The sequence below is a fragment of the Marinobacterium zhoushanense genome (assembly GCF_014641945.1).
GTDB classification, from domain to species: Bacteria; Pseudomonadota; Gammaproteobacteria; order Pseudomonadales; family Balneatricaceae; genus Marinobacterium_D; species Marinobacterium_D zhoushanense.
On the sequence record NZ_BMIJ01000007.1, the window covers coordinates 235,088 to 261,660 of the forward strand.

At 60.8% G+C, this 26,573-nt stretch carries 18 protein-coding genes and 1 pseudogene; 11 read left to right on the forward strand and 8 right to left on the reverse strand.

Annotated elements, in window-relative coordinates; all coding sequences use genetic code 11:
• Genes IEX40_RS17155 through IEX40_RS17165 form a run of 3 tightly spaced genes read left to right on the forward strand, consistent with a single transcriptional unit; the run spans nt 1 to nt 3,080 of the window.
• Entirely contained in the window at nt 1-1,119 is a 1,119-nt protein-coding gene (locus IEX40_RS17155) for an ABC transporter permease (protein WP_188750507.1), read from the forward strand.
• Nucleotides 1,120-1,141: 22 nt separating this feature from the next.
• Nucleotides 1,142-2,686, forward strand: coding sequence for an efflux transporter outer membrane subunit (locus tag IEX40_RS17160; protein WP_188750509.1), 1,545 nt, complete (start codon nt 1,142-1,144; stop codon nt 2,684-2,686).
• On the forward strand, nt 2,676-3,080 hold the full coding sequence (locus tag IEX40_RS17165) for a VOC family protein (RefSeq protein WP_188750511.1): 405 nt from the start codon (nt 2,676-2,678) through the stop codon (nt 3,078-3,080). Before IEX40_RS17160 ends, IEX40_RS17165 begins: the two co-directional genes overlap by 11 nt.
• Before the next feature lie 30 nt (nt 3,081-3,110).
• On the opposite strand, the gene IEX40_RS17170 is transcribed toward IEX40_RS17165, so the two are convergent.
• Nucleotides 3,111-3,677 (reverse strand): NADPH-dependent FMN reductase, encoded by a 567-nt coding sequence (locus tag IEX40_RS17170; RefSeq protein ID WP_188750513.1) that lies wholly within the window; start codon nt 3,675-3,677, stop codon nt 3,111-3,113.
• A 334-nt stretch (nt 3,678-4,011) separates the two neighbouring features.
• Here IEX40_RS17170 and IEX40_RS17175 point away from each other — a divergent pair, with 334 nt between their 5' ends.
• From IEX40_RS17175 to IEX40_RS17185, 3 genes are all read left to right on the forward strand, one after another.
• Nucleotides 4,012-5,223 carry a tetratricopeptide repeat protein gene (locus IEX40_RS17175; protein ID WP_188750515.1) on the forward strand — a complete coding sequence of 404 codons (1,212 nt, stop codon included), beginning with the start codon at nt 4,012-4,014 and terminating at the stop codon, nt 5,221-5,223.
• The gene (locus tag IEX40_RS17180; protein ID WP_229680810.1) at nt 5,223-7,604 is read left to right on the forward strand and encodes a bifunctional diguanylate cyclase/phosphodiesterase; all 2,382 of its coding nucleotides are present in this window, start codon (nt 5,223-5,225) and stop codon (nt 7,602-7,604) included. The genes IEX40_RS17175 and IEX40_RS17180 overlap by 1 nt, the downstream gene beginning before the upstream one ends.
• 130 nt (nt 7,605-7,734) lie before the next feature.
• Nucleotides 7,735-8,916, forward strand: coding sequence for an MFS transporter (locus IEX40_RS17185; RefSeq protein WP_188750517.1), 1,182 nt, complete (start codon nt 7,735-7,737; stop codon nt 8,914-8,916).
• A 6-nt stretch (nt 8,917-8,922) separates the two neighbouring features.
• Here the strand turns inward: IEX40_RS17185 and IEX40_RS17190 are convergent, their stop codons facing one another.
• The 3 genes from IEX40_RS17190 to IEX40_RS17200 all read right to left on the reverse strand — a co-directional run bounded on the left by IEX40_RS17190 (nt 8,923) and on the right by IEX40_RS17200 (nt 12,140).
• Nucleotides 8,923-9,819: a TRAP transporter substrate-binding protein gene (locus tag IEX40_RS17190; protein WP_373286491.1), complete on the reverse strand. Its 897-nt coding sequence runs from the start codon at nt 9,817-9,819 to the stop codon at nt 8,923-8,925.
• A 190-nt stretch (nt 9,820-10,009) separates the two neighbouring features.
• Nucleotides 10,010-10,963, reverse strand: a complete 954-nt coding sequence (locus IEX40_RS17195; protein ID WP_188750521.1) for a PDR/VanB family oxidoreductase — start codon at nt 10,961-10,963, stop codon at nt 10,010-10,012.
• Between the two features lie 118 nt (nt 10,964-11,081).
• Entirely contained in the window at nt 11,082-12,140 is a 1,059-nt protein-coding gene (locus IEX40_RS17200; RefSeq protein WP_188750523.1) for an aromatic ring-hydroxylating dioxygenase subunit alpha, read from the reverse strand.
• Nucleotides 12,141-12,452: 312 nt separating this feature from the next.
• Here IEX40_RS17200 and IEX40_RS17205 point away from each other — a divergent pair, with 312 nt between their 5' ends.
• On the forward strand, nt 12,453-13,175 hold the full coding sequence (locus IEX40_RS17205) for a GntR family transcriptional regulator (RefSeq protein ID WP_188750525.1): 723 nt from the start codon (nt 12,453-12,455) through the stop codon (nt 13,173-13,175).
• Here IEX40_RS17205 and codA read toward each other — a convergent pair.
• Nucleotides 13,172-14,402, reverse strand: a pseudogene (codA, locus tag IEX40_RS17210) (cytosine deaminase). The gene IEX40_RS17205 and the pseudogene codA sit on opposite strands and share 4 nt — an antisense overlap.
• Nucleotides 14,403-14,491: 89 nt before the next feature.
• On the opposite strand from codA, the gene IEX40_RS17215 reads away from it, so the two are divergent.
• Nucleotides 14,492-15,424 carry a LysR family transcriptional regulator gene (locus tag IEX40_RS17215; protein ID WP_188750527.1) on the forward strand — a complete coding sequence of 311 codons (933 nt, stop codon included), beginning with the start codon at nt 14,492-14,494 and terminating at the stop codon, nt 15,422-15,424.
• A 6-nt stretch (nt 15,425-15,430) separates the two neighbouring features.
• On the opposite strand, the gene IEX40_RS17220 is transcribed toward IEX40_RS17215, so the two are convergent.
• Nucleotides 15,431-16,027, reverse strand: coding sequence for an FMN-dependent NADH-azoreductase (locus tag IEX40_RS17220; protein ID WP_188750530.1), 597 nt, complete (start codon nt 16,025-16,027; stop codon nt 15,431-15,433).
• 192 nt (nt 16,028-16,219) lie between these two features.
• Here IEX40_RS17220 and IEX40_RS17225 point away from each other — a divergent pair, with 192 nt between their 5' ends.
• The gene (locus IEX40_RS17225; RefSeq protein ID WP_188750532.1) at nt 16,220-17,143 is read left to right on the forward strand and encodes a DMT family transporter; all 924 of its coding nucleotides are present in this window, start codon (nt 16,220-16,222) and stop codon (nt 17,141-17,143) included.
• Here the strand turns inward: IEX40_RS17225 and IEX40_RS17230 are convergent.
• On the reverse strand, nt 17,124-17,576 hold the full coding sequence (locus IEX40_RS17230; protein WP_188750534.1) for an Lrp/AsnC family transcriptional regulator: 453 nt from the start codon (nt 17,574-17,576) through the stop codon (nt 17,124-17,126). The genes IEX40_RS17225 and IEX40_RS17230 overlap by 20 nt on opposite strands.
• Nucleotides 17,577-17,729: 153 nt before the next feature.
• Here IEX40_RS17230 and IEX40_RS17235 point away from each other — a divergent pair, with 153 nt between their 5' ends.
• Nucleotides 17,730-21,329, forward strand: a complete 3,600-nt coding sequence (locus IEX40_RS17235; RefSeq protein WP_188750536.1) for an NAD-glutamate dehydrogenase — start codon at nt 17,730-17,732, stop codon at nt 21,327-21,329.
• A gap of 235 nt (nt 21,330-21,564) precedes the next feature.
• Complete coding sequence (gene putA, locus IEX40_RS17240; RefSeq protein WP_188750539.1) at nt 21,565-25,191, forward strand: bifunctional proline dehydrogenase/L-glutamate gamma-semialdehyde dehydrogenase PutA; 3,627 nt, start codon at nt 21,565-21,567, stop codon at nt 25,189-25,191.
• A gap of 519 nt (nt 25,192-25,710) precedes the next feature.
• On the opposite strand, the gene IEX40_RS17245 is transcribed toward putA, so the two are convergent.
• Nucleotides 25,711-26,562 (reverse strand): ABC transporter permease, encoded by an 852-nt coding sequence (locus tag IEX40_RS17245; RefSeq protein ID WP_188750541.1) that lies wholly within the window; start codon nt 26,560-26,562, stop codon nt 25,711-25,713.
• Between the last annotated feature and the right edge of the window lie 11 nt (nt 26,563-26,573).

Sequence of the window (26,573 nt, forward strand, 5' to 3'; positions counted from 1 at the left end):
ATGAACTGGTTGATGGCGTTTGTCTACCGTCTAATCAATATCTGCAGCAAGGAGCTGCTGGCGGTGCTGAAGGACCCCTCCAGCCGTGTCATCCTCGTGGTGCCGCCGCTGATGCAGAGCCTGCTGTTCGGTTATGCCGCCAGCTATGATCTGACCGATGCGCCCTATGCGGTACTCGACCAGAGTAACTCCTTGCACAGCCGCGAGCTGATTGCCAGGATCGACGGAACCGGCGTGTTCCATCGCATCGCCACATTGCACAGCAGCGATCAGATCGCCGCTGTCATCGGCAACGGCGAGGCGCTGCTGGCGATTCAGATACCGGCGGATTTCGATGCAAGGTTAAACCTGCAGCAGGTGTCGCCGATCCAGATGATCCTTGATGGCCGCAACTCGGCGACGGCGAATACGGCGGCGGGCCATATCGGCGCCATCGTGGCCAGCTACAACCAGCGGCTCGATCCGGACAGCGGCCCGTTGATTCAGGTCGTGTCACGTGCCTGGTTCAACGACAACCTGCAGACGCGCTGGATCATTCTGCCCGGCATGATCGCCGCGTTGAGCATGATCCAGACCATGATGCTGACCGCACTGTCGGTGGCCCGTGAACGTGAGCAGGGTACCTTCGACCAGCTGTTGGTGACGCCACACACCCCGCTGGAGATCCTGATCAGCAAGGCGGTGCCGTCGATCCTGATCGGTCTGGTGCAGTCCACCTTGGTGTTGCTGGTGTCGCTGTTCTGGTTCCAGATCCCGATGGCGGGCTCGCTGGCCACCCTCTACGCCGGCTTGCTGATGTTCACCATCGCCAGTGTCGGCATCGGACTGTCGATCTCGGCGCTGTCGGCCAATATGCAGCAGGCGATGCTCTATACCTTCGTGCTGATCATGCCGCTGATGCTGCTGTCGGGACTGGCGACCCCGGTGGAAAACATGCCCGACATCCTGCAGACCGCGACCTATCTCAATCCGCTGCGCTTCTCCATCCACCTGGTGCGAGAGGTCTATCTGGAGGGCGCGCAGCTGGCCGATGTGGTGCCGGATCTGATACCGCTGATCATCATTTCGGTGGTGACGCTGCCGCTGGCCGCCTGGCTGTTTCGTCATCGCCTGGTGTAACCGACCGCCAATGGAGAGCTTCATGTACATACCACGTCCGTTGCCCACCACCAACACAGCCCGAGCCCTGACGCTGTCAGTGCTGGTGCTGCTGTCCGGTTGCACGACCCTGGGACCGGATTTCGAGCCAGCCAAGGTCGATGCGCCGGCAAGCTGGACCGACTGGCACAGTGGCGGCCAAAGCCTGGATGAGCTGACTATCGACAGCAGTACCGTACCGGCCGAACGGTGGTGGCGGGAGTTCGAGGACCCGGTGCTCGATCGGCTCGAACAGCGGTTGCTGGAGGCCAGTCCCGACCTGCAAAGCGCTCTGCTCAACTTCACCCGCAGCCGTCTACAGCGGCAGGTTGCGGTCAGCGCGCGCGGGGTGGCTATCGACGCCAGTGGCGGCGCCAATCGGCAGAAACTCAGCGAGCATGGTGCTCAGGTGCGCATGGCCGCGATCTCGGCGCCGGCCAATAAGGATGCATTGATCAGCGCGCTGGCCGAACCCTATACCCTCTATCAGGTGGGTTTCGACGCTGGCTGGGAGCTGGATCTCTGGGGACGGATCAGTCGCCGCATCGAGTCGGCCGAGGCAGACAGCCGCGCCAGTGCCGCGCTGCTGGCGCAGGCCTGGCTGGGCCTCACCGCGGAGCTGGCACGAAACTACTTCGAACTGCGCGCTCTGCAGCGGCAACGTGCTCTGCTAGAAGCCGAGATCGCCAACGGTGAAGATCAGCTGGCGCTGCTGGAGGCTAACCGGGATGCGGGTTTGGTCCGTGAGCAGGCGTTGGACAGTCAGCGTATCCAACTGGACGAACTGCGTGCCGGACTGCCGCCGCTAGGTCGCCGCAGTGTGGAGACGGCGAACGCCATCGCATTGATGCTGGGTGGGCGTCCGGGCTCGGTTGGCGGCCTGCTGGACGCCAATGGCTCGACCAATGAGCCGATCCCGAACACCGATCTGAGTCTCGGTCTGCCATCGGAGCTGGCCCGGCGAAGACCCGATATCCGTGTGGCGGAGGCGCAACTGCACGCCGCCACCGCGGATATCGGTGTTGCCATGGGCGATCTATATCCCCGTATCACGCTTCAGGCGGGACTGGGGCTGGAGTCTTACGAGCAGGGGGCGTTCGCCGACTGGGCCAGCCGTCGGTGGAGCATAGGCCCTGGATTCTACCTGCCGATCTTCAATCAGGGGCGACTGAAAACCCGGGTCGAACTGACCAAAGTTGCACAGCAACAGGCGGCGGTGAGCTACCAGCAGACCATACTCAAGGCGTGGCAGGAGGTTGATAATGCGCTCAGTGCATACAGCGCCGAACAGTCACGATATCGCCAGTTGCAAGGCAAGTTGGAAAGCGCTCTGAGTCAACACCGACTGATCGCCGCCAACCGTCAGGCGGGCCTGGTCGATACCTCGGTTGAACTTCAGGCGCAGCGCCAGGTCTTGCTAGTAGAGCGGCAGCTGGTCGAAAGCCGGGCTGCTCTGCGGATACAGCGCATCGCCGTGTACAAGGCGGTGGGTGGTGGAATAGACAGCCAACAAACGACGGATGAACAGGGAGGAGAGGATGAAAGCTAAGATCAGCATGATCACGCTCGGCGTGGATGACCTGGAGCGGGCGATACATTTTTATCGGGATGGTCTGGGCTTACCCCAGTATGCGTTCGACAGCGACGGTGTCGCGTTCTTCGATCTGGAGGGTACCTGGCTGGGCCTGTTTCCACGCGCCGAGCTGGCCAAGGATATCGGCTTGCCCAGTGCCGAGCATAGCGGCTTCAGCGGTATTACCCTGGCCCACAACCTGGCCAGCAAGGCAGAGGTCGATGCGCTGCTTGATCAGGCCGTTGCCGCCGGCGGCCGGTTGATTAAACCGGCGCAGGAAGTGTTCTGGGGCGGTTACTCCGGCTACTTCCAGGATACCGAGGGGCACTACTGGGAAGTGGCATACAATCCGTTTATGGATCTGACCTGATCAGACTTGCCCCAGAACAGTCGGCAGCGGTTATTTGGCGGTGGTCTTGCGTGCCCAGTACAGGGCGTTGCCCCACCAGGCCAGTTCGTCCAGCGAGCGCTGCAGTTGAGCCGTATCGCGGTCATCGCCATTGAATGCGCCGTGGTCGATCTTCTTGTGTACGCCGGCAATATGTACGGCATTCGGTACTGGGGCGACCTGCAGTGCGATCAGTGACAAACGCAGCTGTTCTACCGCTCGGGCACCCATCGCGCCACCGTAAGAGATGATGCTGGCCGGTTTGCGGTTCCACTCGGCATAGACATAATCCAGCGCGTTCTTCAGTACCGCCGAATAGCCATGGTTATACTCCGGGCAGACGAACAGATAGGCATCCGCGCGCTCGACGCTTTTGGCCCAGCGCTGTTGCTGTTCATCCTCATAATCGCCCGCAGCGGGGCTCTTGGGCAGATTGAACATCGGCAGCGGCCAATTTTTCAGATCGACCAGCTCGACTGTCATGTCGTCCCGCTGCTTGGCGTGGGTGAACGCCCAGTCAGCAACGGGTTTGGCGGCACGCCCCTGACGGACGCTGCCGATAATGATCTGAAGGTGCATTGTCTTATCCGTGATTTATCGCGAGTAGTTGAAGCTTAGCGCGTTAGCAAGGTAATGCGCGAGAACGATAGTGAATTGTGCCTATAGGAGACTAAGCTAGCAATAGATAGTGTCTCTTCATGTGGTCAAACTTTTTTATCTGTGATGTGATGACCGGCCGGGGGAGCTGTTGATTATTTTGTTAGTTAATCAGGCTATCCCTCGCGTCGGTGCAACTTTTTCGCCTCTGGCTATTCTGAGGAGGGTAGGGAAAAATGAGCCGGTTTTGGTGATTGGTACTTTGGACGGATCCATATTGTTAATATAGCGGGATGCCTGTAAGTGGAGAATGGATTTGCGTCATTTTGTACTGCTGTTACTAGGTACTTTTACTCTGTCGGGCTGCAGCAGCCTGGAGCAGGATTCCGTCCTCAGCCGTCCCGCCCAGTGGCTTGATAAGACCGGTGAGATCCTCAGCAACTGGGGGGGCGCCGAACGCAACGACGCCTACGATACGGAGGTGCAGCGGCTGTTCGAGCAGCCCTATATCGATCCTCTGACCCGCTATCTGGAGCGTTACCGTAACGATGAGTCCCGCGCGGCTCACCTGCAGCAGGTGCTGGATGAGCGCAATCAGCGTTGTCGGCAGATCTCGGAACGCTATGACAATCGGCCGCTGAGTCCGCAGACACTGGAGCAGTACCGCAACGGTTACAGTTACTCTTGTCCTCAGCAGGTAGAGGCCTTTGCCCGACGTCTACAACGGGCTACCCGGAGCGGTGAGGTGCAACAGGTGACGACGCCGGTCGAGCCCGCTGCGGAGATCGCCTGGAGCGGCCAGTTGGCGCAGCAGCTCAACGACTGCTATCTGCTGACCACCATAGGTAATTTCAGCGACGCGCGGTCGGCCTGCGTCAACCCAGCGGAAAAGGGGGATCCGCGCGCGCAGTACAATATGGCGTTGATCGCACGCTCATTGACCCAGTATGACGAGGCTTTGAACTGGGCGCATCTGGCGGCAAAACGCAGCACGGAGGCGCGCTACCTGCTCGGCCAGCTTTACGAAAACGGGCAGGGGGTCGATGCGGACGAAACTAATGCGTTGACCTGGTACCGTGATGCCGCGGAACAGGGCAATGCCGATGCGCAGTATCGGGTAGGGCGTTTTCTCGCCGAGGGGCGTGGTACCGGGCAGAACTCTGCCGCCGCGATGGGCTGGTATGAGCGTGCCGCCGCACAGGGGCAGGCGGAGGCCCAACTGGCGCTGGGCATCATCTTGCTGCAGGGGGAGGGCGTTCAGGCTGACCCCGCGCAGGGGCGCTACTGGGTGCTACGGGCTGCGCGACAGGGCTTGGCTGCGGCGCAATTGCGTCTCGGTGAGCTGGCGGAGCAGGCGGGTAATACGATTTCAAATCGAGCCGAAGCAGCAGTCTGGTACGAGTTGGCTGGGCAGAACGGGCTGGAAAACGGCGCTATCAGGGCGCAGCGGCTGCGAGTCGAGATTGCGGCCGAAACCCTGCAGGACGCGCGGGTCAAGGTGCGCCGCGCCCTGGAGGGAGGTCGCTGATGCCGTTAAGTCGAGCGCGGCGGCTACGTCGCTGGATGCGGGGGCTGAGCGATGTCGCGCAGGCTTCGTCGAAACGGTCGATCAAGTGGCTGCTGCTGTTGCTGGTAGCCCTGTTCGTGGCCGCCATGTGGATTCTCTCCTCACTCAATCTCAACTATTCGCAGAAAGCACTGGCCGATCTGCGGCGGGACGAGATCGAGGAGATCTTTCTGTCCAATCTGAATCAGATCGTTTCCCGCCAGCATGTATACGGACTCTACACCGAGGGGCTTGCCCGGCTCGGCGAGCTCACCTACCGACTGACTGGGGACGAGCAGCGCCCGCAACTCGAGACGGCGATGAAGTCCATGCTGAAGGACTTCTCCGGGGTTGCCGGTATCGGTATCTGGTTTGAGAAGGAACGGTTACCGGCGGGGGCGCCGGCCTATACGTCCTATCTGTTCGTTGGCAGCAATGGTCAGGTGAAATCGCTTCCCGCCGGCGCGTCTGCGTCTAGTAATTATCGGCAGCAACCCTGGTTCGAGATGGTGATGACGCCCGAGCGGTTGCAGCAGTTGGCGCCAAAGCAGAAGTTCTGGACGCCTGTTTACTACAGCGAGCAGACGGATAAGGCGGTGCTGACGATCATCAGCCCGATGTTTACCGCCAACGGGCGCTTATTGGGCATGGTGACAACCGACTGGGAGGCCGAACAGATCATCGACCTGGTCAGCCGCGTCGAAGTGACACCAAACAGTTTCTCCTTCCTGATTGACAGCAATAATCGCAAGCTGTCGAGTCTCAGCCGCAGCGGCGATCCACTGCACGCGCAGCACATAATGGATGCCCTGGTGGCGCAGAGTCCGAGCTATGTGGCGCCGGATTACAGCGCGCTGATCACCAGTCAGGCACCGAAAAAGAGTTTGGAGTCCAGCGTGTTGGAGGTCGATGGACGCGCCTATACCCTGTACCTGGCCGGCACGCCGGCCGGCATGAGCTTCGGCATCGGCGTACCCCAGGATGAGGTCGATGCGGTGTTGGTGCCGATGCGGGACAGCAACTATCGGATTTTGACCATCACCGGTCTGGTGATGCTGCTGCTCTCCGGCTATCTGGTTTACCGCATTTCGGCGCTGGTGAAAGAGTTGCAGGCGTCCTACACCGACGCCTTGACCGGTCTGCCCAATCGCGCGCGCCTGTTGCAGGACCTGAACCGATCAGCCGACGGTACCCTGATGCTGATCAACCTGGATCGCTTCAAGGAGATCAACAGTCTGTTCGGTCATCGCTGTGGCGATCAGGTGTTGCAGAATATAACCGAACGGCTGCAGCGCTTTGCCCGGGAGCAGAGGATATGGCCGGGGGCTCGCCTGTATCGGTTGCAGGGCGATGAGTTTGCACTCTTTGGTCCGAACACCGAGGAGGAAGCGCAGGATCTGCTGCAGCGCTACAGCGATTTTCTGCAGAATCAGCAGCTGCTGTGGCAGGAGCAGGAACTCAATGTCGATGCCACCCTGGGCATCGCCAATGCCAGCGTCAAGGGGCGAGGGCGGCTTGACAGCCTGCTTAGTCAGGCGACGGTGGCGTTGCGTCAGGCACGTTTGCAAGGGCTTAACTTCCACACCTACGACTCGGAGCAGGGGGTCGAACAGGCCTACGAACAGAACCTGGTTTGGGCGCGCAGGGTCAAGGAAGCGCTGCAAGCGGGCCGTTTCGAACCCTGGTTCCAGCCGATACTGGACAATCGAAGCGGCAATATCGCCAAATACGAGTGTCTGGTCAGGATGGTTGACGCCGAGGGCAATACGGTGGCACCTGGACAGTTTCTGGGGGTGGCTCATCGGTTGCGATTGGGGCGGCAAATTACCCGGATCATGGTGGATAAGTGTTTCGAAGCCTTCGCCGACCTCTCCGTCGAGTTTTCCATCAATCTGGCCTACCCCGACATGATGGACAGTGAATTGACAGCCTATATCTGTCAGCGGTTGCAGCAGACCGGCGTCGGTTCACGGGTAATTTTCGAGCTGCTGGAGTCCGACGGTATCGAGAACTATGACGAAATCCGTCACTTCATCGACCAGGTTAAAGTTTATGGCTGCCGCATTGCCATCGACGACTTCGGTACCGGTTACTCCAATTTCGAGCACCTGCTGCGGTTGAACGTGGATCTGATCAAGATCGACGGTAGCCTGATCCGCCACCTGCACCAGGATCGCACCGCCTTCCTGGTAACCCAGGGGATCGTTCAGTTCGCCCGCACCCTGGGGATCGGCACGGTGGCCGAGTTCGTCCACTGTGAGGCGGTACAGCAGCAGGTACTGGCGTTGGGTATCGATTTTTCCCAGGGCGAGTATGTGAGTATGCCGAAGCCCGATTTGGTGCAGGAGCACGCCGCCTGCTAGATAGGGCGTCATCCTGCCTCCGTCCGCTATTTCGCGAGAATACACCGATAGTCCCTGCCGGTTGTGGCGTTTAATTCATGGATTGAGCTGCTATATTAGCGGGCTCGAATCTAATTAATGGATGAATCAGATGCTGCCGATAACGGTTTGGGGGCTGGCGCTGGGACAGGCGCTGTTGATAACAGGCAATATCCTGCTGGTGTCGGTGACGGCGTTGATCGGCCAGAAGATCGCCCCTGATCTGGGCTTGGCGACACTGCCCGCGGCGCTGCAGTTTCTCGGTTTGATGAGCGCCACCCTGCCCGCGGCACATCTGATGCGCTGGTTTGGGCGCAAGGTGGGGTTTCTTACCGGTAACCTGATTGGTGTCAGTGGCGCCGTACTGTCCGCGCTGGCGTTGGCGCAGGAGGCGTTTGTCCTGTTCTGTATCGGAACCTTCCTGCTGGGCCTGGCGATCGGCGTGGGGCAGCAGTACCGTTTCGCGGCTATCGAGGGCTGCTCGCCGGCACAGCACCCGCGCGCCATCGGTCTGGTGATGGGAGGCGGCGTGATTGCCGCCATTTTAGGACCGAACCTGGCGGTCTGGTCGGGAGATCTGGCACCGCAGAGCGACTATCTGGGTGCGTTCTACGTATTGATTGGGTTGTATCTGCTGACCACGCTGCTGATAGCGTCTCTGCCGTTGCGGGCGCCGGATTATGCCGAGCAGCACGGCGAGACGCGATCGTATTGGCAGCTGCTGACTCAGCCGGCGTTGGTCGCGGCGGTGACGGCGGGTGCCATCGGCTATGGCGTGATGGTGCTGGTAATGACCGCCACCCCGCTGGCGATGCAGGCCTGCGGCTTCGGCTTCGAGAGTACCGCCAGTATCATTCAGTGGCATGTGCTGGGGATGTTCCTGCCCTCGTTCTTCACCGGGCGTTTGATCACCCGTTTTGGCGATACCCGTATCATTCAAACCGGTTGCCTGTTGCTGGTGGCCTGCGTACTGCTCAATCAGTTCGGCCTGACCTATTGGCATTTCTGGTTCGCGCTGGTGGCCTTGGGGATGGGATGGAACTTTGCTTTTATCGGCGCCACCACCCTGCTGACCCACACCTATTATCCGGCGGAAAAGGCCAAGGTGCAGGGCATGAACGATTTTCTGGTGTTTGGCTTTTCGACCCTGGGCGCCTTGCTGTCGGGGCACCTGCAGTCACTGGTCGGCTGGGAAAGGCTTAATCTGCTGATGCTACCGGCGATCGTCATCGCCATGCTTCTGGTGTGGTGGAGTGCGCACCGCCTGCGTGGGCAGGCGGTGGCTGTGAGCTGATGGTTCTTATTCCAGCGGGCAGCTATCGCTGAGTTCCAGTGCGCGTGCGTACACTTTGCGTGCCGGCAGCCCTTTGCCTTCGAGTTCGGTGAGCACCGCCTCGGTGGTTTCATCGAGTACCGGTTTCCAGGCCGGATTGTTGGCCCCGCCTTCAACAGTATAGATCTCCTGACCGGCATCGACAGCCTGCTTGCGGCCTATGACGTCTGCCGCGTCGAAGTTAACACCGGCGATCTTGGCCCAGGCCTGTCCCGAAGCATCGTCAATCACCTGCTGCAGGTCTCCTGGCAGTGAGTTATACACATCCTTGTTCATGGTCACGATGAACGACAGTGAGTACAGACCGCCGACCTCGGTATGGTAGGGGGTCAGTTCATTCAGACGGAACGAGAGTTGCCCCTCCCAGGGGAACATGACACCGTTGATTACGCCGCGCTGTGCTGCCTGGTAGGTTTCCGGAGCCGGCATACCGACCGGTTGAGCACCGAGATGGCTGAGCATGTCGCCGACCACGATAGTCGGACGGCGGATACGCATCCCCTCCAGGTCTGCCGGTGTTTTTACCAGCTTGTCGGTGGTGTGCAGGTGACCCTGGCCATGGGTGAACAGGAACAGTGGATGGGTATCGGCATACTCGTCGGCGAGCAGGCCCTCGTCATACAGGCTCTGTACCACGCATGAACCCTGCACCGCGGTTTTGACCACCCCCGGCAGTTCGATCACCTGGGTCAGCGGAAAACGGTTGGCGGAGTAGCCTTGTACGGTAGCGGTCATATCCATGATACGGTTCTTTACCGCGTCATACTGCGCCGGCGGCTTGGCCAGGGTGGAAGAAGGGTAGATTTCGACCTTGATGCGACCACCCGACTCTTTCTCCACCTGATCGGCCCAGGGCTGAAAGATATTCTTATGCGTACCGGCAACGCTCGGCCAGATGTGGCCGAAGCGCAAGGTGATATCGGCTGCCTGGGACGAGGTGGTGGCTCCCATCATCATTACGGTTGACGCGGCGATTGCCGTACCCAGCTTTTTCAAGTTCATAGTGCCTTCCTGCGTTGTTTTTATTGGTTAACTTATTAAGTACGTAGAGGCGTTATATATCAAGTACCAGACGCTTGCTTTTGGCGCGAGAACAACAGGGTGCGAACTCCTCGTTGCTGGCTTTCTCCTCCGTGGTCAGGAACATGTCGCGATGATCCGGCTCCCCCTCGAGTACACGGGTGACACAGGTACCGCAGACACCGTTCTCACAGGCGAAGGGGATGTCGATATCCCGCTCCAGCAGTACCTCGAGCACGCTCTGGTCCACCGGTATCTCGATCACCTCGCCTGAGCTGGCGAGCTGCACCTCGAACGCACTGTCGCCGTCGTGGCTGACCTCGTCGGCGGCAAAATACTCGCGATGCAGCTGGGCTTCGCTCCAGCCGCAACTGCGAGCCGTGTCGAGGATATGGTCCATGAACGGATTCGGGCCGCAGACGTAGAGGTGGGTATCGGGCTGCGGATCGCTCAACAGCGCGGCGGCATCGAGCCGGGTCGATGGGGTGGCGCGGCTATGGTGGAACTGGACCCGATCGGCGAACCCGGAGCCGATAATCCGCTCACGAAACGCGGTCTGCTCAGCGCTCTTGGTGCAGTAGTGCATCTCGAAATCGGCACCCTGGTGGCTCAAGCGTTCCGCCATGCACAGGATCGGGGTGACACCGATGCCGCCACCGATCAACAGGTGACGACGGGCGCTGTGTTCCAGCGGGAACAGGTTGCGCGGCTCGCTGATGCTGAGCGTGTCGCCCTCATTGACCTGGTCGTGTACGGCAATGGAGCCGCCGCGTGAGTCCGGGTCACGCAGTACCGCGATTTCGTAGCGGTGGCTTTCGTTGGGATGGTTGCACAGCGAATACTGGCGTATCAAACCGCCCGGCAGGTGCAGGTCGATGTGTGCGCCGGCGCTGAAAGCGGGCAGTGACGCGCCATCCGGGCGTGCCAGCTCCAACAGACAGATATCCTCTGTCTCGTAGTGTTTACGTACGACGATAATATCGATCACAGCATGCTCTCTCTTGGCCCGCGCTGCAGGCTTAAAAACTGTCTTATATTTATAGCAGGCGCGCGGGCAACCTGGGCAAGCTGCCCGCAACGCCTTTTTATTATCTGTGTTTGCCGGATCAGGCGTTGACGCTTTCCAGCGGGATCTGGCCCTGTTGCTCCTGTTGCAGCATCTTGTCGATCATGCGCCGGGCTTGAACGCCGCCGGCATCGATATCGAGCTTGAGCAGGTCGCGCTCCGGGAACTTGAGCAGGTTCTTCTGCTGCTCCTCCAGCATCTCCAGATCCTCGGCGAAGATGCCGCCCTGGCCCTGGCGGATGGCGTCGGTCAGGGCCTGCACCTCGGGCTGGAAGTTGCGCGCCATGCCCCAGAAGTACCAGTGGCTGGTTTCGGTTTCCGGGGTAATGAAGTCGACCACGATGCTGTTGACCCGTTTGTCGGCAGGTGCGTCCTGACCACCGTGGCCGGCCAGGGCGACACCCACCTCAATCAGTACGTGGCTCGGCGGTGAAAAGCGGCAGACCTGCCAACGATCCACCGGCTGGTCGTCAGGCAGTCCCTTGGTGCGCAGGTTGCTCTGCCAGAACGGCGGCGCGATGACATTCTCCATCATGCGGCTGGTGACCACTTCACCGTCTACAACGCGGGTCTTCACCGGCATTTCGTCGATCTCTTTCTGACCGATGCTGGTGGAGTGGACATAGGTCTCATGAGTCAGATCCATGAGGTTGTCGATCATCAGTTTGTAGTCGCATTGGATGTGGTACAGGCCGCCGCCATAAGCCCAATCCTTGCTGACTGCCCACTCAAGGTGGGGGATATCGTCGGCATTGGCCAGACTGGCGTCGCCGGTCCAGACCCAGACGAAGCCGTAACGCTCTTCAACCGGGTAGCTTTTTACGCAGGGGAAACCGCCGACACGCTGTTTTGGCATCGAAATGGTTTTGCCGTCGCGTCCCATCTTCAGACCATGGTAACCGCATACCAGCTGGCCATCTTCGATATAGCCCAGTGACAGAGGTGCACCGCGATGGGGGCAGAAATCCTCCACTGCCGCGACCTTGCCTTCGTTGTCGCGGTAGAAGGCGATGCGCTCGCCGCAGATCTGGCGGCCCAAGGGCTTGTCGGCAAACTCGTCGGGGGTGCAGGCGACATACCAGCAGTTTTTCGGGAACATGACAGGGCTCCTATGAACGGGATTGTTTTTGTTATGGATCCAATATGAGGGCTATATTGCCTCAGAGAGCGCTAAAAAGGCCAGAATGGATCCATTGAAAATTTGTATTGTCATTGTGAATAACTATTGTAATTTTCTATGCAATGCCTGCTTTTAATCGATTAGTTACTGTTTTGTAATGGATTGCTGTCTGTGCGTTACATTGCCTTATGCCTTTCTATCTAGCTGGTTTGTTCGTTAAGGCAAGCGGAATATTGGATCCAATATGGTAAGCTGGATCCAGTATTACGGGTTCATGAGGTACGAGCAGGTATGAGCAAGGCAGGTCAGCGGGTGTTGAGTACACTCAGACAGATGATTGTTTCCGGTGAACTGGAGGCCGGGGAGCGCATCGCCGAGATCCCCACCGCCGAGCGTCTTGGCGTATCCCGTACCCCGATACGTATCGCTTTCCGCGCCCTGGAGCAGGAGGGGATGCTGATCAAGCTCGAGGGGCGCGGCTACCGGGTACGTGAGGTGACGCCGGATGAAGTGGCCGGCGCCATCGAGGTGCGCGGGGTGCTCGAGGGGTTGGCGGCGCGCCAGGCCGCTGAGCTGGGGCTCAGTGTCGACCAGCGCAATGGCCTGCTCGAGTGTCTGGCCTGGGGCGACCTGCTGTTCGACAAGGGCTATGTCACCGAAGAGGATCTGGAAGCCTACCATGACCTCAACCGTCGCTTTCATGCCCTGATCATCGAGGCGAGCTGCAATCCGGCGATCGGCTCGGCGATGCAGCGCAACGAACACCTGCCGTTCGCCTCGGTCAGCTCGCTGGCGATCGATCGCAACAACCTGAAGCAGGAGTACCGCCGCTTCAACTTTGCCCATATGCAACACCACGCCGTGTTCGACGCCATCGATCGCCGCCAGGGCGCCCGTGCCGAGGCGATCATGCGCGAGCACGCCAATGCGACCCTGCGCTATGCCGACCTCTTTGCCCGGCACGATCGGGAGGAGAGCCAGATGCGGGTAATCGGCGGTGCCGCTGCGCTTTAGCGGTTTATGCGTTCACTGTCGATCCAGTTCGGGGTGGTCACCCGCGTCGGTTCCCGACGCATGATCACTTCGCCCCGGCGCACCGACAGCAGCACCTCGCCCTGGTTGCGCAGTACGCTGTAGTCATCTTCGCCGTCGAGCAGGATAAAACTGCCCGGCTTGCCGACCTCGATACCGTAATGGTTGTGGATATTCAGTGTGCGGGCGCTGTTGTCGGTGATCAGATCCAGCGCCTGGCTGAAATCCTGATAGCCCATCATCTGGCAGATATGCAGGCCGAAATCCAGCGTGCGCAGCAGCTTGCCGTTACCCAGCGAATACCAGGGGTCGAAGATCGAGTCCTCGCCGAAGCAGACGTTGATGCCCGCCTCATTCAGCTCCTTGACCCGGGTCAGCCCGCGCCGCTTGGGATAGGTGTCGAACCGTCCCTGCAGGTGGATGCTCTCGGTAGGGCAGGAGATGAAATTGATACCGGCGTTTTTCAACAGGCGGAACAGTTTGGAGCAGTAGGCGTTGTCGGCGGGGGCCGAGGTCGTGGAGCAGCGCCTCGCAGGCCAGTACCTCGAGGAAGCGGGAGTTGGGATCGTCGATCTCGTCACAGTGCACATCGATCAGGCGGTCGTATTTCAGTGCCAGTTCGATCACCGTTTTCATCGAGCGCTCGCCCAGTTCGCGAGTGTACTCGAAGTGCGGGATGCCGCCGACCGCATCGGCACCGTACTCCAGTGACTGCTCCATCAGCGCCAGGCCGTTGGGGAAGGAGAGCAGACCATCCTGGGGGAAGGCGACCACCTGGATCTCGATTTTCTGTTTCAGCTCGTCGCGTACATCACACAGGGTTTTCAGGCCGACCAGGCTCGGGTCGGAGATATCGGCGTGGGTGCGGATGTGCTGCACTCCGTTCTGTACCAGCAGCCCGATGGTCTGCAGTACCCGGCGGCGGATGTCGGTCTCGTTCAGCAGCGGTTTGCGCTCGCCCCAGCGTTCGATCCCCTCGAACAGGGTGCCGCTCTGGTTCCAGTTCGGCTCACCGGCGGTCAATGCCGCGTCCAGATGGATATGTGGCTCGACGAACGGCGCACAGAGCAGTTTGCCGTCGGCATCGATCTGCTCTCCCTTCGTCTCAAGTTCGGTCTGCTGTTCGTGAATGGCGCTGAAAGCGCCGTTGTCGATCTCCACGGTGAACAGCGACGCCTGCTGACGCAGGCGTGCGTTGATGATCTGCATCTGAATCTCCCTCCCGGTTCACGACGATCCTGTTATTCTGTATCCCTGGCTAGGTAGAGTAACCTAAGTCGCGAATTCAGGGAGGTGCGATGCTCAGCAAAAACCAACTGCGCAAACTGGACGTTCAGGATATCGCCATTTTCCTGTCGCTGTTCGCGACCCGCAACGCGCGTAAAACCGCCGATGAGCTGAGTATCAGTCCGCCGACGGTGAGCTATTCGTTGAAGCGGCTGCGTGAAAGTCTTGGCGATGAGCTGTTCATCCGTGACAGCAGTGGCCTGCTGCCGACTGGGCGAGCCTTCCATATCGAGCCCTATCTGCGCAGCGCGCTGGAGGCGATCAACCGCTCGGCCGAGGGCTTCGGTGAGCCGGACGATCGTGAGCTGCCGCTGGAGCTGTGCGTGCCGGAAGCGTTCGAGCTGCTGCTGTTGCCCAAACTGATGGCGCAGGCGCTGAGCTGCTCGCCCCGGCGCATCCTGCATATGCGCAAGCTGAGTGAGAAACTGCCGACCGAGGAGCTGCTGGCCGGCAAGCTGGATCTGCTCTGTGTGCCGGGCCCCGGCGCCTATTTTCAGCTGCATCCGGAGCTGGAGCGGCAATCGCTGTTCGAGGATCGTTTCGTCTGTGTGGCGCGGGGCAATCGCCCGCGGCAGGTGACGCTGGACGAGTATTGCGACGCGCTGCATGTCTACCCCTCGCCCTGGCAGTCGCCGCGCAACATGGTCGATACCTGGCTGGAGCAGCTGGGCCGACGGCGCACCATGGTGGCCTGGGCCAGCACCTACCAGGCCTGCCTCAATATGCTCGAGGAGCTGCCCTGCATGTTGATGTTGCCGTCCAGCCTGGTCTCGGCCCTGCGAATCCCGCCCGGGGTGCAGGTCAACCAGCCACCCCTGGGGTGCCCGAACTTCACCTTCGATATGGTCTGGGCGCCGGGCAACGACAGTCCGCGCAGGCGCTGGCTGCGTCAGCAGCTGCTGCGGATCTGCGACAAGGATGAGCGGATCGGCCGTGCCGGCTGAGTGGGATCAGGCCAGCGCCGCAAGACGTTCATAGGCGTTCGTCAGGCTGACCTCCCGGCTATCCGGCGACAGGTCCAGGCCGTCGGCAATCAGACTGTGGATCCGGGTGATGCCGAGCAGTCCCAGCAGCTGTTTGACCGCGGGGATCTGGTGATCGTCCGCCGGGGCGAGGCTGCCACCGCGGGTCGCGATCAGATGCAGATCCTTGTCGCGCAGCAATCCGCGCGGTCCCTGTTCGGTAAATTCAAAACTGATGCCGGCCCGGGCCAGCAGGTCGAAGTAGGCTTTCAGCTGCGACGGAATACCGGCGTTGTACAGCGGTAGCGCGATCACCACCGTGTCGGCCCGGTCGAACTCGGCGATCAGTCGGTCCGAGCAGCGTCGATAGGCCAGCTGCGCAGCGCTGAGCTGCGAAGGCGGCAGGCGCAGGGCGTCCCACTGTTCGGGCCCGAGGTGAGGTAGGGGCTCGCTGACCAGGTCACGCTGGATCACCTGCGTCTCGGGGGTTGCCTGCAGGCGCTGGCGGATAAAGTGCTCGCACAGCTGGGATGAACGGCTGCGCTCGCCATTGGCGCTGGTCTTGATATAGAGCAGTTCGGACATGGTCGTACTCCTGTGAATAACTGAACCCGGTCAGACTATCGCCGGTAGGCTCCGGCCAGGATCGAAAAATCCGAACGCGCCTTTTAATCTTTAAACGCTCCCCCGCCCTTGATAGCGGCATGCTGTCCTTATCCGCTCGCGAGCGCCGACCACGACGCAGCAGCGTGCGATTCGATCGGGAGACAATCAAGAATGGACAACATGCTGAAAACGACCCTGGGCGCGCACCTGTTGATGCTGCTCTGGGCACTGCTGGTGGGAACCTCCTTCCCGCTGGCGGCCACCTTCGATGCGGCGCTGTCACCGCTATGGCTGACCGTGGTGCGTTTCTTTATCGCCGCGGCACTGATGCTGCCCTGGGTGGTGCGTCGCCGGGGCTGGCTGCCGAGAACCTGGCGCGCCTGGGGTGGCTACACCCTGCTGGGGGCCTTTCTGGCGGCTTTCTTCGGTTCTCAGTTTGTGGCGCTTAATCTGACCTCAGCGCTGTCGGTGGCGGCGTTGTTCGTGACCCTGCCGGCGATCGCCTGGCTGTTGGCGGCACTGGTGGGGATCGAGCGCACCGGCATAGGTCGTCTGGCCGTGTTGCTGTTGGGCGCGCTCGGTGCACTGGGGCTGACCCTGCATGGCCGTGAAGGCGGATTCAGCGGCTTCGGTCCCGGGGAGTGGCTGTTTCTGTTTGGCTGTGCCTGCTCCGCCGCCTACTCCGTATCCTCGCGTTTTCTGGTGGTAAGGGAGTGGCTGCCGGAAAACCCGCTACAGGCCACCTTCTGGAGCCTGCTGATCGGCGCCTGCCTGATGACGCTGGCGGCTCTGCGTGAGCCCGAGGCAGGGCGGGTGTTCTGGAAGCTGTTAAGCGGTCGCGATCTGGCGGTGCTGGGGCTGCTGGCGCTGTTTGCCAGTTTTATCACCTTCTGGATCCTGCAGCATGCGATGCAGGTGCTGATGCCGAGCAGCGTCGCCGCCTACTGCTACCTGACGCCGCTGGTGTCGCTGGGCTTGTCCCTACACAGCGGCGCCACTCAGCTGGATCTGATGCTAGGTCTCAGTCTGGTCCTGCTGACGCTGACAGTGTTCTGGCTGATCGGAGCGGACCGGCTCAAATCCCGGTATCCCTGACATTCTCCATTACCACGAAGGTGCTGGTCTGCAATACGTGGGGCAGGGCGGAGATCTGCTCACCGAGCACGGTGCGGTACTCCTCCATATTGCGGGTTCTGACCTTGAGCAGGTAATCGAAGTTGCCGGCGATCATGTGGCACTGCTCCACCGCCGGGATCCCGCGCACGGCGGCGTTGAAAGCGGCCAGTGCCTTGCTGCTGGTGTCGTTGAGGGTGACCTGGGCAAAGGCGATATGGTTCAGCCCCATCTTTCTGTGATCGACCAGTGCGGTGTAGCCCTTGATGTAGCCCTGCTCCTCAAGGCGTCGCATCCGCACCTGACAGGGAGTTTTCGACAGTCCGACACGGGAGGCAAGCTCCGTTACGGTGATGCGAGCGTTTTGCTGCAGTTCGTCGATGATCGCGTGATCGAATCTGTCCAGATCGTCCATATGGTCCACAAATAGGCTGTTTTTGTACTTGTGATCTGTATCAATAAAGGCCAAATAACCTTGCTTGTCGAGTATATGGTGAATTCGACTACAAGTGGAGCGTTATACTGATCGAATGTTCCGGTGACGCTAACCATAATATCGGGAATCCACATGACCATCACCAGTCCGCCGCTCAACCCAACCCTGTTCGAGCAGCTTGCGCAGGCTATTCGGGAACAGCTCGATGAAGCCGATGCAGAGTCTGCGATAGCCTTTGCCCACCAGTTGTATTCCCAGTCACCGCCCGAAGCACGCTCGGGCTCGAGCGTGAAAGAGCTCTGCGCCGGTGTGTTGTTCTGCTGGCGCGGCATGCAGCACCGGACAGAGGGGCGGGCTCGCTCATGGGACGAAGATCTGTACGAGCAGCTGATCGCCGATTGCGGTGATGAAGAGGGCGCACGGCTTGCCCGGCTGTTCAAGGGTGCCTTCCCGACCGCCTACCGGGAGCGCTTCTCGCCTGCGCATGGCGTGAGCGACATCCTCAGGCTTCAGTCTCTGCAGCGACCGGGCGATGTGCCGATGAGCTTCTACCCCTCGGTTACCGCATCCGAGCGCGAAACAAGGTTCAAGCTCTACAGTGCAGGCAGCCCGGTGGTACTGTCGGATGTGATTCCGATTCTGGAAAACCTGGGCATGCGCGTGTTGGGTGAGCACCCCTATACGATTCGGCGCAGCGATGGCGAGAGTTTCTCAATCAGCGACTTCACGGTGAGCTGTTATGGCTCGAACGATGAACTGGCCGAGCCGACCAAGGTGCTGCTGCAGCAGGCGTTCGAGCAGATCTGGAGCGGCCATGCGGAGAACGATCCGTTCAACGAACTGATCGTCGGTGCCGGACTCGAGTGGCGCGAGGCGGCGCTGCTGCGTGCCTATGCGCGCTACATCAAACAGCTGCGCTTCGGTTTCAGTCAGCCGTTCATTGCCGGCACACTCTGCCGTCATCTGGATATCACCCGCGATCTGGTTGCCTGTTTCCGAACCCGGTTCGAGCCCGGAACGGTTGCCGATGAGGTCAGGGCGGAGAGCGTCGCACGGCTTGAACAGCGTATTCTCGGTGCACTTGAGAGCGTCGAATCCCTGGATGATGACCGTATCCTGCGCCGCTTTTTCGTACTGATCTGTGCCACCCTGCGCACCAACTACTACCAGTACGACGAGGCGGGCGAGCCGAAAGCCTACTTCTCCTTCAAGCTGGATCCTTCCGGGATCCCCGATATTCCGCAACCCCGGCCCCGTTTCGAGGTGTTCGTCTATTCGCCGCGCATAGAGGGGGTGCATCTGCGTGCCGGGCCGATCGCGCGTGGCGGCCTGCGCTGGTCCGACCGCATCGAGGACTACCGCACCGAAGTGCTGGGGCTGGTGAAGGCGCAGCAGGTGAAGAACTCGGTGATCGTGCCGGTGGGCGCCAAGGGCTGTTTCATCGTCAAGCAGCCGCCGCGGGGCGGCGATCGCGAGGCGCAACTGGCGGAGGGGATCGCCTGCTATCGCACCTTTATTCGCGGCCTGCTGGATATCACCGACAACCTGAAAGGGGGGGGAGTGGTGCAGCCGCGCGAGGTGGTGCGCCACGATGCCGATGATCCCTATCTGGTGGTGGCGGCCGACAAGGGCACGGCGACCTTCTCCGATATCGCCAACGAAATCGCCGAAGAGTACGGTTTCTGGCTCGGCGATGCCTTCGCCTCCGGCGGCAGCGAGGGGTACGATCACAAGAAGATGGGGATCACCGCACGCGGCGCCTGGGAGTCGGTCAAGCGCCACTTCCGGGAGTTGGGCATCGATACCCAGACCCAGCCGTTCACGGTAGTGGGGATAGGCGACATGGCTGGCGACGTGTTCGGCAACGGCATGTTGTCGTCGGATCAGATCCGCCTGGTCGGCGCATTCAACCACCAGCATATCTTCATCGATCCGCAGCCCGATGCGGCGGCCTCCTTCCGCGAGCGCAAGCGCCTGTTCGAACTGTCGCGCTCCTCCTGGGCCGACTACGATGTGGGGCTGATCAGCGAAGGGGGCGGCGTGTTCCCGCGTTCGGCCAAGTGGATACCAGTCTCGCCGCAGATGCGGCGTGTGTTGGCGATCGATGCTGAGCGTCTGGCGCCGAACGACCTGATCAGCGCACTGCTGCGCGCGCCGGTGGATCTGCTCTGGAACGGCGGTATCGGTACCTACGTCAAAGCGCGCCAGGAGAGCCACGAAGAGGTCGGTGACAAGGCCAACGACGCGCTGCGCGTCAATGGTGATCAGTTGCGCTGCAAGGTGTTGGGGGAAGGGGGTAACCTGGGCTTTACCCAGCGCGGACGCATCGAGTTCGCCCTGGCCGGCGGTGCGGCCAATACCGACTTCATCGACAACGCCGGCGGCGTCGACTGCTCCGACCATGAGGTCAACATCAAGATCCTGCTCAACGAACTGGTCGAGCAGGGGCGGTTGACGCTCGAACAACGGAACCGGTTGCTGCGGGAGATGACCGACGAAGTGGCGCAACTGGTACTCGGCAACAACTACCGCCAGGCGCTGGCGTTGAGTATTGCCGGCACCGACGGTGCGGCGGGACTGGACGACTACGCCCGCTTCATCCGCAGGCTCGAAGCGGACGGAAGGCTCGATCGGCAGCTGGAATACCTGCCCGACGACGACGAACTGCGGCAACGGCAGGCAAAAAAGCGGGGACTGACGCGACCGGAGCTGTCGGTGCTGATCTCCTACGCCAAGATCGAACTGAAACAGGCACTGGTCGATACCTGGATCGCCGACGACCTGCGCTTCGCCCCCGCGTTTCACGGAGCCTTCCCCGCCTCGTTGCTGACCCGTTTTGCCGATGAAGCGGAGAGCCACCGGCTGAGGGCACAGATTACCGCCACCCAGATCGCCAACGATCTGGTCAACCGCATGGGGATCACCTACGTCAGCAAGATGAAGCGTGCCACCGGTACCGGCTACGCCGAGGTGGCAGCGACCTACCTGATCGTCAAGGACGTGTATGACGTGGACCGCTACTGGCGGTCGGTGGAGGCGCTGGACGGTCGGGTCGCCACTGGGGTGCAGGTGGAGCTGCTGAAGGATATGGTCGGGCTGATCTCACGCGGCAGCTACTGGTTGTTGCAACACCGCCGCGCCGAGTTGGACCCGTCCGCCAACATTGCACGTTATCGTGGCTCGCTGAGCGCGGTGACCGCATCGGCCGAGCATCTGAAAAGAGTGATCCCCGAGGATCGCTGGAATCAGCGCTATGAATACTACCTGCGGCAGGGCGTGCCGGAGCCGTTGGCACTGTACTGCGCCTCGGCGGAGAGCCGCTACTGGCTGATGGATATCATCGAGATCGCGCTGCAGCTGGAGCAGGATCTGGAGCAGGTCGCGGCGGTCTACTTCACGTTGGGCGAGGAGTTGAACCTGGTCTGGCTGGATAAACAGATACGAGCCTACCGACCGGGTAACCACTGGCAGCTGATGGCTGCAATCAACTTTCGCAACGAGTTGGACACCCAGCTGCGCTATCTGACCGCCGGTGTGTTCGAGCTGGCCGGGGAGCGTGCGTCAGGCGCGGGGGCTGTGTCGCTGGTGGCGCGCTGGTGGGATGAGAAGCGTCTGATACTCGAGCGCTGGAAGCAGATGCTGACCGACATGCAGGGCAGCAAGGAGATCGATTGCGCGGTGTTTTCGGTTGCTCATGGTGTGCTGAAGGAGCTGGCTATAGGAAACGGCTGATCGCTTTTTCGCCGGTCCCGCTCCGGCTGGGCAGGATCGGCGCCATCAGAATCGGCGCGGTGTTGCTGGTTCGTTATAGTCAAATCGTCTTTTTGCCTGGACAATGCAGGCAAAGTGTTTATTTTTTGCCTAAAATAAAAGTCTATAGTTATCGTTTGCGTCTATCTTAAAGTAAAAGTGGCCAAATTTGTTTGTGTAGAATGCCTAGGCTAAACACGAATAAGAGGATATCGATATGGCACTGGCGCAAGCAGTTACACCGACCATTCACGAATGCCGGCAAGCTATCCACGACTATTATCTCGCCGATGAATACAAGGTGATCAGCGAACTGATAGCCGGTGCCGAGCTGTCTCGATCCGTGCGCGAGGCGATCTCCACACGCGCCGCGGAGCTGGTGCGCAACGTGCGCAACAACTCCAAGCCGACGATGATGGAGAAGTTCCTGGCCCAGTACGGTCTGAGCACCAAAGAGGGTGTCGCGCTGATGTGTCTGGCCGAGGCGCTGCTGCGCGTGCCGGACAACATCACCATCCACGAGCTGATCGAGGACAAGGTCTCCTCGGGTAAATGGGCCGACCATCGCGGCAAGTCCAACTCATCTTTGATCAACACCACCACCTGGGGCCTGATGGTCGCCGGCAAGCTGATCAGCCCCTCCGATCAACAGAGCCTGGTCGAGACCCTGCGTACGCTGGTCAAGCGCATGGGTGATCCGATGGTGCGTACCGTCGCCCATCAGGCGATGAAGGAGATGGGGCGTCAGTTCGTTCTCGGCCGCACCATCGACGAGGCGCTCAAGCGTGCGAAGAAGTATCAATCCAAGGGCTACACCTACTCCTACGATATGCTCGGCGAAGCGGCGCGTACCGACCGCGATGCGCTGCGCTATCACCGCGACTATGCCAACGCCATCGGCGAGTTGAAGCAGGGCTGCACCCACGCCGACATCCGCAGCAATCCCGGTATCTCGGTCAAACTGTCGGCGCTGCATCCGCGCTACGAGTTCGGTCAGCGCGAGCGCGTCATGAACGAGCTGGTGCCGCGCACCCTCAGCTTGGCCAAGCAGGCCAAGGCGGCCAACATGGGCTTCAACATCGATGCCGAGGAGGCGGATCGCCTCGACCTGTCGCTGGATGTGATCGAAGCGGTGCTGTCCGATCCGGAACTGGCCGGTTGGGACGGTTTCGGTATCGTCGTGCAGGCGTTCGGCAAGCGTGCCGCTCACGTGCTGGACTGGCTCTACGCCCTGGCCACCAAGCTGGACCGTCGTATCATGGTGCGTCTGGTCAAGGGCGCTTACTGGGATGCCGAGATCAAGCGTGCCCAGGTGATGGGTCTTGAGAATTTTCCGGTCTTTACCCGCAAGGCGTGCAGCGATGTCTCCTACATGGCCTGCGCCAAGAAACTGCTGGGGATGACCGATCGTATCTATCCGCAGTTCGCCACCCATAACGCTCACTCCGTTTCCGCAATTCTGGAGCTGGCCCAAGGGCGCGACTGCTTCGAGTTTCAGCGTCTGCACGGCATGGGTGAATCGCTGCACGAGGCGGTGATGAGCGGCGGCAAGACCCGCTGCCGTATCTACGCGCCGGTCGGTGCGCATCAGGATCTGCTGGCCTATCTAGTACGTCGTCTGCTGGAAAACGGTGCCAACAGCTCCTTCGTCAACCAGATCGTCGATACCCGGATCACGCCGGAGATGATCGCCCGCGACCCGATCAGTCAGGTACAGGAGCTGGGTCGTGAGATCTCCAGCAAAGCGATCGTGCGTCCGTCCTATCTGTTCGGCAAGGGCCGCCAGAACTCCAAGGGTTGGGATATTACCGATCCGGTACAGGTGGAGGTGATCGAGCAGGCGCGCAGTCAATTCCGCGAACATCAATGGACGGGTGGCCCTGTGCTGGCGTCGGCGGTTGTCGGTGCCCAAGTGACCGAGGTGCGCAATCCGGCCGACCCGGATGATCTGGTCGGTCAGGTGACCCAGGCCTCCGCCGAAGATATCGAAGCCGCGATCGCCGCTTCGCAGAAGGGTTTTGCAATCTGGTCGGCCATGTCCGCTCAGGAGCGCGCCAAGTGTATCGCCCGTGTCGGCGATCTGTATGAAGCGCACACCCATGAGCTGTTCGCACTGGCGACCCGTGAGGCGGGCAAGACGTTGCTGGACGGTGTTGCCGAGATTCGCGAGGCGGTCGACTTCGCGCGTTTCTATGCCAACGAAGGTATCCGTAACCGCGAAGCAGGCGAGGCGCGTGGCGTGATCTCCTGTATCTCGCCGTGGAACTTCCCGCTGGCGATCTTTACCGGTCAGGTACTGGCCGGCCTTGCCGCAGGTAACGCGGTGCTGGCGAAGCCGGCGGGACAGACCGCACTGCTTGCCACCCGTGCCGTCGAACTGATGCACGAAGCGGGTATCCCGAAAGAGGCGATTCAACTGTTGCCGGGTAGCGGTGCCACCGTCGGTACCGCGCTGACCTCCGATCCGCGTATCGCCGGGGTCTGCTTCACCGGCTCCACCGCCACCGCGCAGCGGATCAACGGCGTCATGGCGCAGAACATGGCACCGGACGCCCCGCTGGTGGCGGAAACCGGTGGTCTCAACGCGATGATCGTCGACTCCACTGCGCTGCCGGAGCAGGTGGTGCGTGACGTACTGGCCTCGTCGTTCCAGAGCGCCGGTCAGCGTTGCTCAGCCCTGCGCATGCTCTACGTGCAGAAGGATATCGCCGATCATCTGTTGGAGATGCTGTTCGGTGCTATGGATGAACTGAGAATCGGCAACCCCTGGCTGCTCTCCACCGACGTTGGTCCAGTGATCGATGCGGCCGCGAAGGCGGGTATCGAGGCGCACTGCGAAAAGTTCGCGGCCAAGGGGCGGGTACTGAAGACCCTGGCCAAGCCGGAGAAGGGGCTGTTCGTGGCGCCGACGGTGATCCGCCTGGAGGGGATTGAGGAGCTGGAGGAGGAGATCTTCGGCCCGGTGTTGCACGTGGCGACCTTCGAGGCGGACGAGATTGACCGGGTGGTCGATGCGATCAACGCCAAGGGCTTTGGCCTGACCTTCGGTCTGCACACCCGTGTCGACTCTCGCGTCAAGCGGATTGTCAGCCGGATCAAGGTGGGCAACACCTATGTCAACCGTAACCAGATCGGTGCCATCGTCGGTTCACAGCCGTTCGGCGGTGAAGGATTGTCGGGAACCGGCCCGAAGGCGGGTGGTCCACACTACGTACGCCGCTTCAAGCGAGCGGACAGCGAGCAGATCGGGGCCGACCCGTCGAGCCGCAGTGTAGGGGCAGAGAGCCTCAGTGCCGCGATCGCCAAATTGGGCGGTTTCGAGGTCAAGGCGCCGCAGGCGCGGAGCCTGGCGATGCGTCCGTTCTTTGCAGATGCACCGGCGCCGTTGGATGCCGAGCCGGAGCTGCTGCCGGGGCCGACCGGTGAGCTGAACCGGCTCTCCAACTGCGCACGTGGCGTCGTGCTCTGCCTGGGGCCGAACAAGGAAACAGCCTTGGCGCAGGCGGCAGTGGCACTGTCGCAGGGCAACAAGGTGGTGGTGGTTGCGCCGGGGGCCGAGGTTGGCGTTGCCCAGGCGGCCGAAGCGGGGCTTCCGGTGGTCGGGCTTGACGGTCTGCTGCAGCCGCAGGCGCTGACCGGCGTCGACGGTTTCGAGGCGGTGGTCAGCTGCGCCGATGTGGAGCTGCTGCGCGAATACCGCCAGGCACTGGCCGAGCGCGATGGCGCGTTGCTGCCGCTGATCACTGAGTACTTGCTGCCGGAGCGTTATGTGATCGAGCGCCATCTCTGTGTCGATACCACGGCAGCCGGCGGTAACGCCAGCCTGATCGCATCGTCCGAGTGATCGTCGGCCGGTGCGCAGGCATCGACGATGAATGTACGAGAGAGTTCAAGCGAGGTGATTATGCAACGGGGAACGACAGTCCGAGCCGCACTGGTTAGGAGCAAGGTTGAGGCGGAACTGCATGACCAGTCGGTCGTTTTCGACGGGGACGAGGAGGCGTGCTTTATCCGCTCTTCCAACTGACGGACAGTATTTTCTGGCACCGGAAAGGCCTCGGACATCAATGTCCGAGGCCTTTTTTATGGGCACCACTCATGGTGCGTAGTGGGTTGACGGCTGGTGTCCCGGTAGCTGTAGTGGTGGTAGTCGGTGCTGTTGCCGATGCCCGGTAGTGCAGCGATATATTGCTTTCTGGCGGCCTGCCATCGTTGACATTGTCGCTGATGGTGGAAGTAACGCAGATGGATGCCTGATGTGGCATCAGTCGCGCTGTTGGCGTTAGTGGTGAGTTGGTTGATCGGGGTGGGGCAGGAGACAGGAGAGCGCCGGACAGGCCAAGACCTGTCCGGGGCTGAGGGGTCAGACGGTAGCCGAACGCATCTTCTCGCTGCGTGCACGCAGGTATTCCATGGTGAACAGCAGCAAGCCGGACAGGATAACCAGTAACGTGGCGACGGCGAGGATGGTTGGGTTTATCTCCTCGCGCAGGCCGGAGAACATCTGGCGCGGAATGGTGCGCTGTTCGGGACCGGCCAGGAACAGTACCACGATAACCTCGTCGAAGGAGGTGACGAAGGCGAACAGGGCGCCGGAGATAACACCAGGGCGGATCAGCGGCATGATCACCTTGAAGAAGGTGTACACCGGCTTGGCTCCCATGCCCAGTGATGCGCGCACCAGTGAATAGTCGAACCCCGCCAGCGCTGCATTCACCGTGATCACCACGAACGGGGTACCCAGTGCGGCGTGTGCCAGGATCACGCCGATGTAGCTGCCGGCGATATCGAGCTGGGAGTAGAAGAAGAACATACCCGCAGCGGTGATGATCACCGGTACGATCATCGGCGACAGCAGCAGAGCCATGATCATGCGCTGGAACGGCATGTCCGCGCGGGTCAGGCCGATCGCTGCCGTGGTGCCCAGTACCGTGGCGATGATGGTGGCCATGATGCCGATATAGAAGCTGTTCTTGATCGCCAGCAGCCATTTATCGTCGGCCAGGATCTCCTGGTACCACTTCAGCGAGTATGCCTCAGGTTCGAATGCGAGCATCCCTTCGGTGAAGGTGAAGTAGGGCTCAGCATTGAACGACAGCGGGATGATCACCAGAATCGGCGCCATCAGGAACAGCAACACCAGCCAGGCGGTCAGCTTGACGCCGGAGAGGCCGAGCTTCTGCCAGATTGTAAAGTAGCGTGGAAATTGAACCATCCGAAAGATCC